The organism is Flectobacillus longus (assembly GCF_030056705.1).
In the GTDB taxonomy this organism is placed as follows: domain Bacteria; phylum Bacteroidota; class Bacteroidia; order Cytophagales; family Spirosomataceae; genus Flectobacillus; species Flectobacillus longus.
Window position 1 is genome coordinate 149,805 of sequence record NZ_JASHIC010000004.1, and the last position, 13,644, is coordinate 163,448.

11 protein-coding genes are annotated in these 13,644 nt (G+C 36.9%); 8 read left to right on the forward strand and 3 right to left on the reverse strand.

The annotated features are described in order from the left end of the window. Positions 1–133: 133 nt before the first annotated feature. Both QM491_RS03490 and trxB read right to left on the reverse strand, forming a co-directional pair. On the reverse strand, positions 134–1,252 hold the full coding sequence (locus QM491_RS03490) for a peptidoglycan DD-metalloendopeptidase family protein (protein ID WP_283325849.1): 1,119 nt from the start codon (positions 1,250–1,252) through the stop codon (positions 134–136). 85 nt (positions 1,253–1,337) lie between these two features. Then, on the reverse strand, positions 1,338–2,276 hold the full coding sequence (trxB, locus tag QM491_RS03495) for a thioredoxin-disulfide reductase (RefSeq protein WP_283325850.1): 939 nt from the start codon (positions 2,274–2,276) through the stop codon (positions 1,338–1,340). A gap of 471 nt (positions 2,277–2,747) precedes the next feature. Between trxB and QM491_RS03500 the strand changes: the two genes are divergently transcribed. After that, positions 2,748–4,031, forward strand: coding sequence for a cation:dicarboxylate symporter family transporter (locus QM491_RS03500; RefSeq protein ID WP_283325851.1), 1,284 nt, complete (start codon positions 2,748–2,750; stop codon positions 4,029–4,031). Between the two features lie 189 nt (positions 4,032–4,220). On the opposite strand, the gene QM491_RS03505 is transcribed toward QM491_RS03500, so the two are convergent. Then, complete coding sequence (locus tag QM491_RS03505) at positions 4,221–4,397, reverse strand: hypothetical protein (protein ID WP_283325852.1); 177 nt, start codon at positions 4,395–4,397, stop codon at positions 4,221–4,223. A 540-nt stretch (positions 4,398–4,937) separates the two neighbouring features. On the opposite strand from QM491_RS03505, the gene QM491_RS03510 reads away from it, so the two are divergent. The 7 genes from QM491_RS03510 (at position 4,938) to QM491_RS03540 (ending at position 13,575) form a co-directional block, all read left to right on the forward strand. Continuing rightward, positions 4,938–5,906, forward strand: a complete 969-nt coding sequence (locus QM491_RS03510) for a hypothetical protein (protein WP_283325853.1) — start codon at positions 4,938–4,940, stop codon at positions 5,904–5,906. Further along, positions 5,906–7,342, forward strand: a complete 1,437-nt coding sequence (locus QM491_RS03515; protein ID WP_283325854.1) for an O-antigen ligase family protein — start codon at positions 5,906–5,908, stop codon at positions 7,340–7,342. The genes QM491_RS03510 and QM491_RS03515 overlap by 1 nt, the downstream gene beginning before the upstream one ends. Further along, positions 7,311–7,697 carry a response regulator transcription factor gene (locus tag QM491_RS03520; protein ID WP_283325855.1) on the forward strand — a complete coding sequence of 129 codons (387 nt, stop codon included), beginning with the start codon at positions 7,311–7,313 and terminating at the stop codon, positions 7,695–7,697. Before QM491_RS03515 ends, QM491_RS03520 begins: the two co-directional genes overlap by 32 nt. Before the next feature lie 68 nt (positions 7,698–7,765). Continuing rightward, complete coding sequence (locus tag QM491_RS03525; protein ID WP_283325856.1) at positions 7,766–8,944, forward strand: sugar transferase; 1,179 nt, start codon at positions 7,766–7,768, stop codon at positions 8,942–8,944. 10 nt (positions 8,945–8,954) lie between these two features. Continuing rightward, positions 8,955–9,698 (forward strand): TolC family protein, encoded by a 744-nt coding sequence (locus QM491_RS03530; protein WP_283325857.1) that lies wholly within the window; start codon positions 8,955–8,957, stop codon positions 9,696–9,698. Positions 9,699–9,703: 5 nt separating this feature from the next. Beyond that, positions 9,704–12,334 carry a GumC family protein gene (locus QM491_RS03535; RefSeq protein ID WP_283325858.1) on the forward strand — a complete coding sequence of 877 codons (2,631 nt, stop codon included), beginning with the start codon at positions 9,704–9,706 and terminating at the stop codon, positions 12,332–12,334. 26 nt (positions 12,335–12,360) lie between these two features. Next, entirely contained in the window at positions 12,361–13,575 is a 1,215-nt protein-coding gene (locus tag QM491_RS03540; protein ID WP_283325859.1) for a glycosyltransferase, read from the forward strand. Positions 13,576–13,644 lie beyond the last annotated feature (69 nt).

A 13,644-nucleotide genomic window follows, 5' to 3' on the forward strand; every position in this document is an offset into this window, starting at 1 on the left:
TGGTCTAAGGAAATCTTAATAAAAAAGGTCGAGTGGTTAAAGCAAAGAAATGCTGAATTCTTCGAAAACAAAAAGCGAGACTACCCGATGGGCAATCTCGCTTTTATACTATAACCTAATAATATCTTTTCGTCTAATGAATACGCAAACGGCGACCTGCACGCAAGTTTGAGCTTAGCTTCATTCCATTCATTTTTGCTAAACGTTCTACCGAAATTCCAGCACGGTTAGCAATAGAGTAAAGCGTATCACCTGAACGAGCTACCGTCCATGCAGTACGGCGAGTAACAACTTTGTTACCAGCATCGCCATATTCGTTACCCAAAGCTAAGCCATAAGTATCAAATACACGTGCCGAAACCAACAAATGGTCAGATACTGGCTGAGTGCCTTCTCCTGCAAAGTTCATCACATAAGTAGGATTGAAAGGATTACCTTCGTAACGAGTTTCGAAGTGTAAGTGTGAGCCAGTACTACGACCTGTATTACCACCTTTCCCAATTTCGTCACCAGCTTTTACAAACATTCCTGACTCGTAACCTTTGCGTGAAAGGTGACCATAGAGTGTTTCTAAACCGTTGTAATGTCTTACTACCAAGAAGTTACCATAACCACCACCATCATAGCCAGATACCCTTACAATACCATCAAATGCCGAATACACAGGGTCGCCAGTTTCGAGGTCTACGTCTACACCTGCGTGCAAACGACCCCAACGAGGACCAAACTGTGAAGTCAATTTAGGGGCGTTGGTAGGGGCACTCCAATAACGACCTTGCTCTTTGTTAAAGAGTTCAAGGTCAACTACATCATCAAAATCTTTGACATCGATTCCATAAGGATCAATAGTGTTGGTATCCCAAATAGAAAAATAAGAAGCAACTGTTACAAAGTCGTCACTTCCTGAAGGTTTCATCTCCTCCTCTATCTCTATCACTAAAGGCTCTCTTTCATCGATTGATGTAGTATCAAAAGCACTTACAGTAGCGTTAACTTCTCTAACAGGCTCGAACTTTTGACTACCTGCCGTAGTTGTAGATTGTTTATCTACTACTTCAAATTCGTTTCTGAATTGAAGTTTAGGCATTTCGTCAAGCAAATCGTCCTGCTTTTTTTCTTTTTCCTTGTAAAGTCCGGTATTGTCCTTGATTTTAATTTTAGGGTTATTTTTAAAACTACCCTTCTCTTGCGACCAAGCTACCATAGCCGAACATACAAAAAATGCAGTAAGAAAATTACTTCTTATATTCATTGTATTGTATTTATAGTTATAGAGGAATCTGAGTAGTAAACGTAATTGTTGACTCTATTAGCATTTACTACTCTAAATTTCATAACTAGTGTAATTCATTTGCAGCCAACCAACGTTCAGCATCCAAAGCAGCCATACAACCTGTACCTGCTGCTGTTACAGCCTGACGGTAAATGTTGTCTTGTGCATCACCACAAGCAAAAACGCCTTCGATATTAGTGTTTGTAGAGCCCTTAATTGTCTGGATATATCCTGCTTCGTCTAAATTCAAATAGTCTTTGAAGATATCTGTATTTGGTTTGTGACCGATGGCAACAAAGAAACCTGTTAATGTTAACTCTTCAGTTTCTCCAGTTTTTACATTTTTCAAACGAGCGCCTGTTACACCCGAAGCATCACCCAAAATCTCATCAGTTTCTGAATTCCAGTGAACTTCAATTTTAGGATTGTTCAATACACGCTTTTGCATAATCAAAGAAGCACGTAGTTCTTCACGACGAACAATCATGTGTACTTTTGAACAAATATTAGCCAAATAAGTAGCCTCTTCAGCAGCAGTATCTCCACCACCTACAATTGCCACTACTTGGTTACGGTAGAAGAAACCATCACAAACTGCACAAGCCGATACTCCTAAACCGTTATATTTTTTTTCTGATTCTAAACCAAGCCATTTTGCCGAAGCCCCAGTTGCGATAATTACCGCATCAGCAGTAAGCTCTATACTTTCATCAATTACTACTTTTTTAGGAGAAACCGAGAAATCTACAGAAGTAGCCATACCAAAACGAATATCAGTTCCAAAACGACGAGCTTGATTTTCTAAATCTTGCATCATTTGTGGTCCTTGGATACCATCTGGATAGCCAGGGAAGTTTTCAACGTCATTAGTGATTGTTAGCTGTCCGCCAGGTTGACCCCCTTGGTACATTACTGGTGCTAAACCTGCGCGTGATGCGTAAATTGCCGCAGTATAACCTGCTGGCCCTGAGCCTATAATAAGGCATTTAATATGTTCTGCCATTGTAATATTTAAGATATTTACTGGATTGATTTTTATTAGAAACCTCTAAAAATCAGAAGATTTTGACTTATACATTAGGGAAATGGCATCCAGCAAGGCCTACCCCTACATATATGTCTACAGAATAAACACATTTGAGAATACAAAAATTGCAGATTAATGCCAAAACGCCAAATTCTTTTGAGTCAAAGCCATGAGAATAACTTTTCAGGGTATCTGTCATCAGATTTATAGAGAAAATAGTCTGTTCTATCATTTACTTAATCAAAATAAATTTTGAATCAACGCCTAGTAACTAAAACAGTTATTACTGTTCAATGACCAGTTTTTTCATATATCTGTAGTTTTCCATGCAAAAAAAGTGCAAAAATTAATCAAATTTGTAAATGGAGGATACAAAGACTAGCGAAAAGAGAATAAAACCCAAACAACTAACTATTTTAAAGAGATATATCATCACTATCCAATTTTATGAAAAAACTACTGACCAATTTAACATTCTGGGTACTTACGGCCATTACAGCAGGTATTTTGTTAGGGCATTTTGCTCCAGAAATTGCACTTTATAAGTTTTTTGAAAACCCAATTAAATTCAAGCTTTTGGGCAACGAAGTCAGTATTGGCAATACCTTGAGTGAATTTTTGAGCGGTATCTTTATTAGTATTGTTAAGCAATTTATTAATCCTATCATTTTCTTGACCATTACCCTAGGCATCGTCAGTATGGGTGACCTTAAAAAAGTAGGAAAATTAGGAGGAAAAGCACTTTTATACTTTGAAATAGTAACGACCATCGCCTTGCTCGTCGGAATTATTGTGGCCAATGTGATTCGTCCCGGAGACGGTGTAGTGACCGACGCTATTAAAGGCGGAGACATCTCCAAATATACCAAAGGTGCTTCAGAATTTAGTTGGATGAAATTCTTTTGGGATAATAGTACTTTGCAAGTTTTGTTATTAGCAATTGTTCTTGGCTCAGTATTAAATTATGTTAACGGAAAGGATAAAATCATTGAAGTCTTTCAAAAGGTATCAAAATATATCTTTGCTGGTCTGCATGGGGTTATGAAATTAGCTCCTGTGGGAGCGTTTGGGGGTATGGCATTTACTATTGCGAAGTATGGACTAAAAACACTGATTCCTTTGGCAAAGCTTATGATAACGGTGTATATCACGATGGGGGTGTTTGTATTTGTTGTACTTTTTTTTATTCTAAGATATTACAAAGTTCATCTTTGGAGCTTTTTAAAATACATTAAAGAGGAATTACTTATTGTACTTGGCACTTCTTCTTCCGAAGCTGGCTTGCCTTCATTAATGGAAAAACTTGAAAGGATGGGTTGTGCCAAATCGGTAGTTGGGTTGGTAGTGCCTGCTGGATACTCTTTCAACTTGGACGGCACTACGATTTACCTTTCGATGGCCACTATCTTTCTTGCTCAGGTATTCAATGTACATTTGAGCTTGGAGCAAATCTTTACCATTATTGGAATTCTGATGGTCACTTCTAAAGGTGCCGCAGGGGTTACAGGAAGTGGTTTTATTGTACTGGCATCGACCCTTACAGCCGTACACGTTATCCCTGTAGAAGGTTTAGCCTTGTTACTGGGTGTCGACAGATTTATGTCTGAAGCAAGAGCAATCACTAATTTTATCGGCAATGGCGTTGCTACGATTTTCCTTGCAAACAATGAAAGAGAATTTGATCATGAAAAAATGAAAAAAGCTTTTGATCGCGAAGGTGCAATCTCTTAAAAATGAATTTTGAGTTTAAAATCTAGAATATTATCTATCAAAAACTGCCATCGAATCCTGATAAAGATTAATTATTTGAAGCGTAAATTGGTTTTAAACTCATATTTCTGCATTGATACCAAAGGTTCTTTCTCAAATTTAATTAATTTTACTTTTTATATATTCAATAGCTGAACCCTAATAATCATTTTAGTCTTTATGACTTCGGTTAATTACAGTCAAATAGTGCCTTGCTTTCAAACCTACAATAGCTTTTTTTCCTTTGATACTTATCTGTTTTTCTTCTACATTTTGCTTAGATTTCAATACAAATATTACCGAAAAAATCAATAAAAAAATCTGAATAATTATTAACAATTGGTCCATGAGTAAGTGTGTTTGCAGTGATTTTATACCCATTTAGACATACTCACAACAGAAAACGTTGCTCCAATGCGACAACATGGCAATATGTGTAGCTATAGTTTTAGTTTTTGAGTAAAAAGTTGAAAAAATAAACTTAGATGTATTACTTTAGTTTAAACAAATGACTAATGTTATCTACACCTTAAGAGTTAAAGCACGGACTCCCATTAAATTTATTCCTAACTTTAATACATTCCAGCCTAAGTAGTGTGTATCAATATAAATTCTGAAAATGCCACCATCAGATTCGTAGATTATTCATAGGTATTTTTCAGAAAAAGCGTGTATGCTTAGCCTAAACATGTGCAAACAGAATAACCATTATTTTATTATTTAATATTATCAAGATGTCAATAATCATACTTAAGTAAGACACCTTTCACTTATTTAGTGTTGAATAGTGAATTTTTTGTATATTTAAGTAATTTCAGTGTTGTGTGCGATTTAGGCTTGGCAAGGTTTTTGTCAATTAATGAATTATTGAACCATACTTTGTTTGAGATGTTAAGACATTCATTGCTAATCCTTTTAATCTTCATTACAGGAGCATGCAAGTTGGAAGACCAGCTCGTTTATCCTGAATTGACGATAAGACCCAATTGGATTGTAACGGACTATGATGCCACTATAACTGCCGAATTTGTAAGCTTGGGTAATGCTTCTATCAATGTTTACGGCATTTGTTGGAACAAAACAGGCGAGCCTACTACGCGCGATTCATTGGTTAGCTATTCTGGTCAACCACAGATAGAGGTATTTTCGAGTACTCTCAATGATTTGGCACCTGCTACTACGTATTATGCACGTGCGTTTTCAAGAATTGGGCTGAAAACTTCTTATTCAAATCAAGTAACTTTCAAAACTTTATCGGTTCAATTACCTAGTGTAACTACTGGAAACGCCTCTGATGAAGGTATAGGAACTTTGAATGTTCAAGGAATTATCAATGCCCAAGGTGCCACTGCTATTACTGAATATGGGCATTGTTGGGGTCTTTCAACTCCAACTATCAATAATCAGCGTACAATTCTTACGTCTACCCTATTTCAAGGAAATTTTACTAGTCAGCTTCGTGGCTTAAATAACAACACTAAATATATTATCCGCGCCTACGCCAAAAATGCAACAGGAATATCCTATGGAAATGAAATAACATATATAACATCTTGTAAATCAGCGCCAACAGTGGTGTCTAACAATATTGATAATATTTCAGCACAGAGTGCGATTGCCAATGGTACGATTTCTAATATTGGTTGTTCGGAAATAACAGAATATGGGCATTGTTGGAGTACAACTCCTAATCCTTCTACTGCTAGTCAACGAACAATTTTCAAACAAGGCTCTGTAGGGAATTTTAGTAGTGCTTTGTCGGGACTGAGCTCGAAAACAGTCTATTATATCCGAGCTTATGCCATTAATTCTCAAGGAATTAGCTATGGCAACCAAGTGTCAATTATTACGCTTTGATGGGAGTTACAACCAAACACATTCTATATTTATCAGGAATAATCTTTGCTGGTATTATTCTTGGCATATTTGTTGCCAAAGCCCAAATTATGGGTGCGGCAACCATTATTGCCTTGCCATTTGTAATTGGGTATCTAATTGCTATTTTTCGTAATCCTGTATTGGGGCTTTATACGGTATTAGTATTTTCTTTTTTTGTAAACGGCGTAGGAAGATACGCCAACGCAGGTCCTCTTGGTCTGTCAATTGACGTATTTTTGGTCATAGCTTTACTGGCAGAGTTCTTTAAAGGATTTGAAGGCGACCCTTGGCCAGACATGAAGCGCAATCCTATTCTTATTGCAATCTATGTTTGGGGCGCTTACTGTATGTTAGAGTTTTTTAACCCCGAAGCAAGAAGCAAAGAAGCATGGTTTTATGCTATGCGTGCGGTGATTTTGTATCTAATTCTTATTGTAGTTTTAGGAATTGTACTTATGCGTACAGAAAAGCATTTGGATAGAGTCCTAAAAATCTGGATGATAGCTTCTTGTATAGCTACATTGTGGGGCGCTCGACAGCTTTTTGTAGGGCTAGACCGCTGGGAACAAGCTTGGATGGGCTCAGGCAATGCCACCACACATATCTTATTTGGAAAGCTAAGAGTTTTTTCTTTTTACTCTGATGCAGGGCAATATGGTGCAGCCATGGGACATATAGGTTTGATTTGTATTTTATTAAGTCTTTCTCCCTTTGGGAATCGCAATTTCAAGCTTTTTTATCTGATAGGAGGACTTTTTTGTTTGTGGGGAATGTCTATTTCAGGCACACGAGGAGCACTATTTGTTGTTATGGGTGGCTTTATGGCTTATTTGGGAATGTCCAAAAACTATAAAATGTTGGTGATTGGCGGGATGGCAGCAGTCATGTTTTTTGGAATGTTAAAGTTCACCAAAATAGGACAAAGTAATTACCAAATCAACCGAATGCGAACAGGGCTTGACCCCAACGACCCCTCTTTACAATTACGCTTGATAAATCAGGCAAAACTAAGAGGTTATTTGGCTTCCAGACCTATTGGAGGTGGTATCGGCTCAGCTGGTTTTTGGGGAACACGTTTTTCTCCTGGAACATTCTTAGCAGTTACAGCACTAGATAGTTGGTATGTCAAAATTTGGGCAGAATGTGGCGTAGTGGGTCTCTATGTGCATGTTGGTATGTTACTCACATTTATGATATATTTTGGACTGAGGCTCTGGAAAATTCCGCCCTGTCTTTTACGAGACAAATTGGTGTCACTATACAGTGGGATGTTTGGTATTTTGGTAGCTTGTTATGGCAACCAAATCCTCGGACAACTACCCACCAATGTGGCAATATATTTGACTATCTCGTTTTTGTACGTTTTTACTAAAGATGAATATTATGAACAAGCAATTGACACTACTAATCATTGATGATGAACAAAGCACACGCATTGTCCTAGAGCATTTTCTAAAAAAAGACTTCAATGTAGTGGTAAAAGGTGATGGAATGGAAGCTCTTTCTTTACTCGAGGGAGGGTTTGACGTAGACTTTATTATAGCCGACTTGAATATGCCAAATCTAAGTGGAAAAGAATTTTTAAAGATTCTTAGAGCTAGTAACCTTTTTGGGCAAATTCCAGTAATTATTCTTTCAGGAACCGACGAAAGTAAAGAGCGTATCGATTGTCTGAATATTGGTGCAGATGATTTCATGCTCAAGCCTTTTAATCCTATGGAAGTACAGGCCAAAATCAGAGCGATTATGCGACGTGTACAGCCATTTTAAAAGACCAAACGTTCCTCAGTATATTTCTTACAACCACATTAAGCTAACCCACCGACTTTATATTTTATATGGAAAATTATGAATATACTTCTCCACAAAAAAAAATATTCCTTGTGGAAAATGACTCAAATGTTGTGGTCAACTTCCTTAAAAAATTCGGACAAGATCTCCAAGTTCAGGTACTGGGATCTGCCGATGAAGCCTTAGAGCTACTCAAAACGAGCTATGCTCCAGATGCTGTTATTATTAGTAAATATTTGGGAGGACTAAAATTTTTGGAGCAAGTTCGAGATAACGCATGGACCAAAACATTACCTGTAATTATCACTTCGGTTGAGCTAAACCAAGGCTTGATTAAGGAAGTTGTATCAAAAAAAGGAGACGATATTTTTACGAATAAATTTGATAGAGGTGACCTTCTGGTTCGTTTAGACTACTTTGTTCGTCGACGACATTATGTAGCTATGCAACAAACCAAGTCAAATGTACTTGACGTAAAAATTCCTTGGTGGAAACGCACTTTTGATGTGCTTTCGACAGGAACTGCTATTTTGTTGCTATCGCCTTTATTAATCTTGGTAGCAATTTTAATCAAGCTCGATTCAAAAGGCCCTATTGTTTACAAATCAAAGCGTGTAGGCGCTGGATATAAGATTTTTGACTTGTATAAGTTCAGAACCATGCGTACAGATGCCGATCAGCTCATCAAGAACATGGGCGACTTAAACATGTACACTAAAGAAAAACCTTCTGAAAATGCCAATGATGGACTATGTGATACTTGCCGAAACAAAGGTGTCAAATGTGAGCAATCGATGTATTTAGATGGTAAGAGTATTTGTGAAAAACAATATCTACAAGAAAAAAATAGTAAAGTTGCTTTTATGAAATTCCAAAACGACCCTCGTATCACACGCTTGGGGAAGTTTTTGAGAAATACCAGTATCGACGAATTACCTCAGTTGTTCAACATCTTTACAGGCGACATTTCATTGGTAGGCAATAGACCTTTACCCTTGTACGAAGCCGAAAAGCTAACAACTGATGACTATATTTATCGCTTTGCAGGTCCAGGAGGATTAACAGGGCTTTGGCAAGTAACCAAAAGGGGAAAAGGTAAAACAGATATGACCGAAGAAGAAAGAATTCAATTGGATATAGAATATGCCAAAAACTTTTCTTTCAAAATGGATTTGATGATTATCCTCAAGACCTTCCCTGCTTTATTACAATCTGAGAATGTCTGATTTGGAATATATGATAATTAACATACAACTTACTTTGTTGAAAACTTGGTCAATTGCCCTAAGTATATGCTGTCTATTACTTGTCAGCAATGAGAAGGCATTTGCCCAAGTTACAACATCCAAAACCCCCGAAACGGATTTTCAACTACCTCCACTCGATGAAATTATAGACTTAGCTATCCAGTATTCGCCTGCCCTAAAACAACAAGAGCAAATTATTCACAAAGCTGACCAACAATTGATGGTTCAGAAAAAATCTTGGACAAGTGGTATTAGCTTAGGCACAAGCTATTCAGCAGGAAATCAATCACTTTTGGTACAACAAGCAACAGGAAATTTAGAAGCTTTTTCTAATTATAACAACGGTTATCGAATGTCACTGGGTGCCGCTTTTTCGATAAATACGCTTATTACTCAAAAAAATATTACCAAAATTGCCAAAGCTGATAAGCAAATTGCAATAGAATCTAAGCAATTAGTGATTGACCAAATCAAAAATGATGTTATCGCCAAATATTATGCAGTAGCAGGCGCTCACGAAGCTCTCAAAATTGCAATTGAAATGAAAACATCATCATTAGTAAACAAAAAAATGGCAGAACGTGAATTTGCCGAAGGTCAAATCAATGTGGCTGATATGGCCAAAATTCTTGAATCGACATCGAGTGCGGCTGTTGCTTACGAAAATGCCAAACAAACTTTTATCATGAATGTAAGGCTATTAGAGATATTGATAGGTAAAAGATTATTTTAAAAATTATGAGTTTGATTCGCTTTGTCAGATTAATGATTGAGTTCAAGTGGTTGGTGATTCTTCTACCAATTACGCTTGCTGCTACAGTTTTTCGACTGACTAAAAATGAGGTACGTGAATATACAGCCAACTCTCTTTTATATACGGGTTTGGCATCGGGTTATAACATCGAATCTAGTGGTGCTACAAAAATCGACAATGTAACGGTAAGCAACGCTTTCGACAACCTATTCAATACCATGAAGTCCAAAAGCTCCATGGAAGAGGTAGGATTGCGCCTACTAGCACAGCATGTCATGCTCACAAAACCTGACTCAGCAGTTGCAAGCAAATATACTTTTGGTAAACTTAGAGAGGTGTTGTCTGAAAAAGAAATTCATGCTCTTGCTGATTCTACATACGACAAAACTTTACAGAATATTTACGACGACATCGTCAAGCCAGAAAGCAAAATAGCAAAAGTCTTAATGGGTGCCGAAAAAGGCATTTACTCAGGACCAGGAATTCTATCACGTTTTAGCGTCAGTCGCCAAAACAATAGCGACATGGTTCAAATTTCTTATTCGGCAAGCGATCCTGCTGTAGTCAAGAAAACCCTAGAGCTTATTACTCATGTCGTTATTGGTAAATATAAACAAATCAAAATTCATGAGACAGGCAATGTTGTAGCTTATTTTGAAGAGCAACTTCGTAATGTAAGTGCAAAATTGAAAAACTCAGAAGATAAACTTACTAACTTCTCAAGCCAAAATCGTATCATCAACTATTATGAGCAAACCAAAATGGTAACCGTAAAAGATGGTGACTTAGAAGAACGTATTCAAGCATTAATTTCTGAAATAGAATCTAATAGAGCTGTTTTAAGGGATTTAGAAAACAAAATCGGATTCAAAGATGACCTTGTGGCAAAAAGCAAAAAGTTTGCTTCTTTACGAGATTCTATCAATTTCTACACAACACGGTTGACCTTGATGGAGTTTGAAAGTAAGCCTCGTGAACAAGAAATTGCACAAGTACGTGAGCGATTAACTCAACTCGAAAACAAGTTTAAAAGTAACGTTATTGAGTATTATGAACTGAGTAATACCAAAACAGGCATACCTGCTAAAATGTATTTCTCCGAATGGATTAATGCCTCAATCTCTATCGACAAAAGCCAAGCTCGACTTTTGATTTTGAAAGATATAAAACATGAATATGATTTGAAATATGACCGTTTTGCTCCACTTGGCTCAACTGTTAGCCGTTATGAGCGAGAAATTGGTGTAATCGAAAAGGAATATCTAAGTATATTAGGAAGCTTGAATCTTAGTAAAATAAGAGAGCAAAACCTTATGATGTCTATCAATTTGAGAGTGATAGACCCCCCTATTTATCCTAGTAAGGCCGAACCATCCAAACGTTCAACCTTGATAGTTGCTGCCTTTATGGCGGGATTAATCTTAGTTATTGTTTCGATTATAGGTCGTGAGTTTTTGGATAATTCTCTCAAACATCCTACCAAAGCCGAAAAAGAAATTGGAGTCCCATTTGTGGGTGCTTTACCATTAATAGACCCTCAAAAACATAATATTTTATTCAATGTTATTGAAACTTATACCCTCAACCAATGTATTTCGAGAATCAAGAGACTCAATGGTGAAAATGCCCAAACACCCAGACTCGTTCTCCTTTGTAGTACTCGTAAAGGCGAAGGGAAAAGCTATTTTATCAGTAAATTATGCTCAAAACTGAATGAAAGTGGTGCTAAGTCCGTTTGGATCAACCCTCATAATTATACCGATGGTGATTTTTCGTATGCATATATGCTCAGAGGTAACTTTGCTAGTACCACTTCTTTAAATGATGTAGACGTCACAGACACTTTTGACGACTGTGAATATATCTTTTTTGAGCTGCCTCCGCTTATTAGTCATCCTATTCCTGTGAATTTGGTTAAACAAGCAGCCTTTACCTTAATTTTGGCTGACTCCACCCGCGTATGGGACAGTGCCGACCAGTATGTTTTTCAGACCTACACAGAAAACACCCAAAATCCTATTGGTTTACTACTCAACAAAGTAAAGCATGATTTCTTGGAAAGTATTATTGGAGAAATCCCGAAGGTGCGCTCATGGTTTAGACGCAAATTCAAAGATTTACTCATCAAACGCCACCAAAGCAAACGTACCAATGTCAAATTGAAGTACGAGATGCTCAAGAAGGAAGAAGAAAGCGCTTGGTTTACAGAAAATGGACTTACTTATTTTGTAGAATCTCGTACCGAAACGTCTAACACTGTTGATCAACAATCTAGTATCAAACCCGAAAAAGGGAAAGGTTTAGGTTACTATCGGGTATTACAAAAACGTCGTTATCGTTGGATAAAAATCGCTGCGGGTTTAGGCACTATGGGATTTGTGGGAATCTGCGCCTTATATTTATTCTGGAAAACTACTCCAGAATCACAATATGAGAAGTTTACTGATTTTGTCATAGGTAATCAAATCGACTCATTGGCAAAAGTGCGAAGTAATAGACTTATCCATAATTTGGATGAGGTAATTATTGACCCTTCACAGTTAGACTCTATTCCCGATTCGGTACGTCATGATTCGGTTAAAACTTTAATTCGTCAGAAAGAGATTCAACCATAAAAGTATTTATAACATAACCCTATTATATGAAATTCGATGTCGTTTGCGTAGCTTTTCCTGCTTGGGAAGGTGATTACGTCAAAAGTACCATTCAGTTGATGAGTGAGCTAGCCGCTCACCGAAGGGTACTGTACGTCGATTATCAATATACCATTAAGGATGTTGTGCAGGCTATATTCAAAAACCCTTTTGGGATTCCTGTAGCAAGAATATTAGGACTTAAAAAACGATTAAGGAGTATTGTACTGGAAAACGGCGCTACAATTTATGTATTGTCAACCCCACCTGTAATTCCTATTAATTTTATCAAAAAACTATCCTTATTTGATAAACTATTACGTTTCAATTCCTTTTGGCAAGCCAAGACCATACAAACAACTCTTCATGAATTGAAAAGTAAAGAGTATATGGTCATCAATGCCTTTAACCCGAGCTATGGTATTGGTTTATATGAAAGTTTTAAGCCACATATTCAAACCTATTATTGTTATGACGAAATTGGAGCAAGTCATTGGGCCAAAGAACATGGACCTAGATTAGAAGCACAGTATATGAAAATGGCTCATTATGTGATTGTGTCATCTGAAGGTTTACAAAACTCCAAAAAACTACTTAACAATAATATTTATACCATAAAAAATGGTGTTGACTTTGAGCTTTTTCACAAGGCTTTTATTCCTCTTTCACAGAAGAACCCTAAGAAAAAAATTGGATATATTGGTACAATCGACCAGCGTATTGATTACGACATTTTAAAGAGATTAGCCCTTGAATTTCCAGACACCGAAATCATTATAGTAGGACGCGTACTAGATGATATGTCTGATGTTAAAATACAAACTGATCCACTCAAAGAGATACCTAATATCAAATTTGAAGGAGCTAAATCTCCTTCGGCATTAATGGAATATCTCAAAGAGTTTCATATTGGTATTATTCCTTTTATCAAAAATGAGCAGACTGCCGCAATTTATCCAATGAAAATCAATGAATATTTGGCGGCTGGTTTAGGAGTCGTAGCTACAGATTTTGCGCCTTTGACTGAGTTTGGGAAGGCTATTCATGTATCAGAAAATGTCGAAAATTTCATACATGCGGTACGTGATTTATTAGAAAATGACTCTGACGATATACAACAAGTCAGAGTAGAAATAGCCCAGCAAAACTCTTGGAAACAAAGAGGACTCCAATTAGATGCTTTACTAGAGCAATTCTATAAAGGATATACCAAGACATCGTAATATCTGAATTACCAGCAATGAACTTTTTTGACCTGACAGTCGATTGCTTCACATTAAAATCTCAAGCAG

What these genes read in the sequence shown, in the direction of transcription:
- trxB (WP_283325850.1), bottom strand. Translation starts at nt 2,276, where the DNA reads ATGGCAGAACATATTAAATGCCTTATTATAGGCTCAGGGCCAGCAGGT.
- QM491_RS03540 (WP_283325859.1), top strand. Translation starts at nt 12,361, where the DNA reads ATGAAATTCGATGTCGTTTGCGTAGCTTTTCCTGCTTGGGAAGGTGAT.
- QM491_RS03520 (WP_283325855.1), top strand. Translation starts at nt 7,311, where the DNA reads ATGAACAAGCAATTGACACTACTAATCATTGATGATGAACAAAGCACA.
- QM491_RS03515 (WP_283325854.1), top strand. Translation starts at nt 5,906, where the DNA reads ATGGGAGTTACAACCAAACACATTCTATATTTATCAGGAATAATCTTT.
- QM491_RS03530 (WP_283325857.1), top strand. Translation starts at nt 8,955, where the DNA reads ATGATAATTAACATACAACTTACTTTGTTGAAAACTTGGTCAATTGCC.
- QM491_RS03510 (WP_283325853.1), top strand. Translation starts at nt 4,938, where the DNA reads ATGTTAAGACATTCATTGCTAATCCTTTTAATCTTCATTACAGGAGCA.
- QM491_RS03505 (WP_283325852.1), bottom strand. Translation starts at nt 4,397, where the DNA reads ATGGACCAATTGTTAATAATTATTCAGATTTTTTTATTGATTTTTTCG.
- QM491_RS03500 (WP_283325851.1), top strand. Translation starts at nt 2,748, where the DNA reads ATGAAAAAACTACTGACCAATTTAACATTCTGGGTACTTACGGCCATT.
- QM491_RS03525 (WP_283325856.1), top strand. Translation starts at nt 7,766, where the DNA reads ATGGAAAATTATGAATATACTTCTCCACAAAAAAAAATATTCCTTGTG.
- QM491_RS03490 (WP_283325849.1), bottom strand. Translation starts at nt 1,252, where the DNA reads ATGAATATAAGAAGTAATTTTCTTACTGCATTTTTTGTATGTTCGGCT.
- QM491_RS03535 (WP_283325858.1), top strand. Translation starts at nt 9,704, where the DNA reads ATGAGTTTGATTCGCTTTGTCAGATTAATGATTGAGTTCAAGTGGTTG.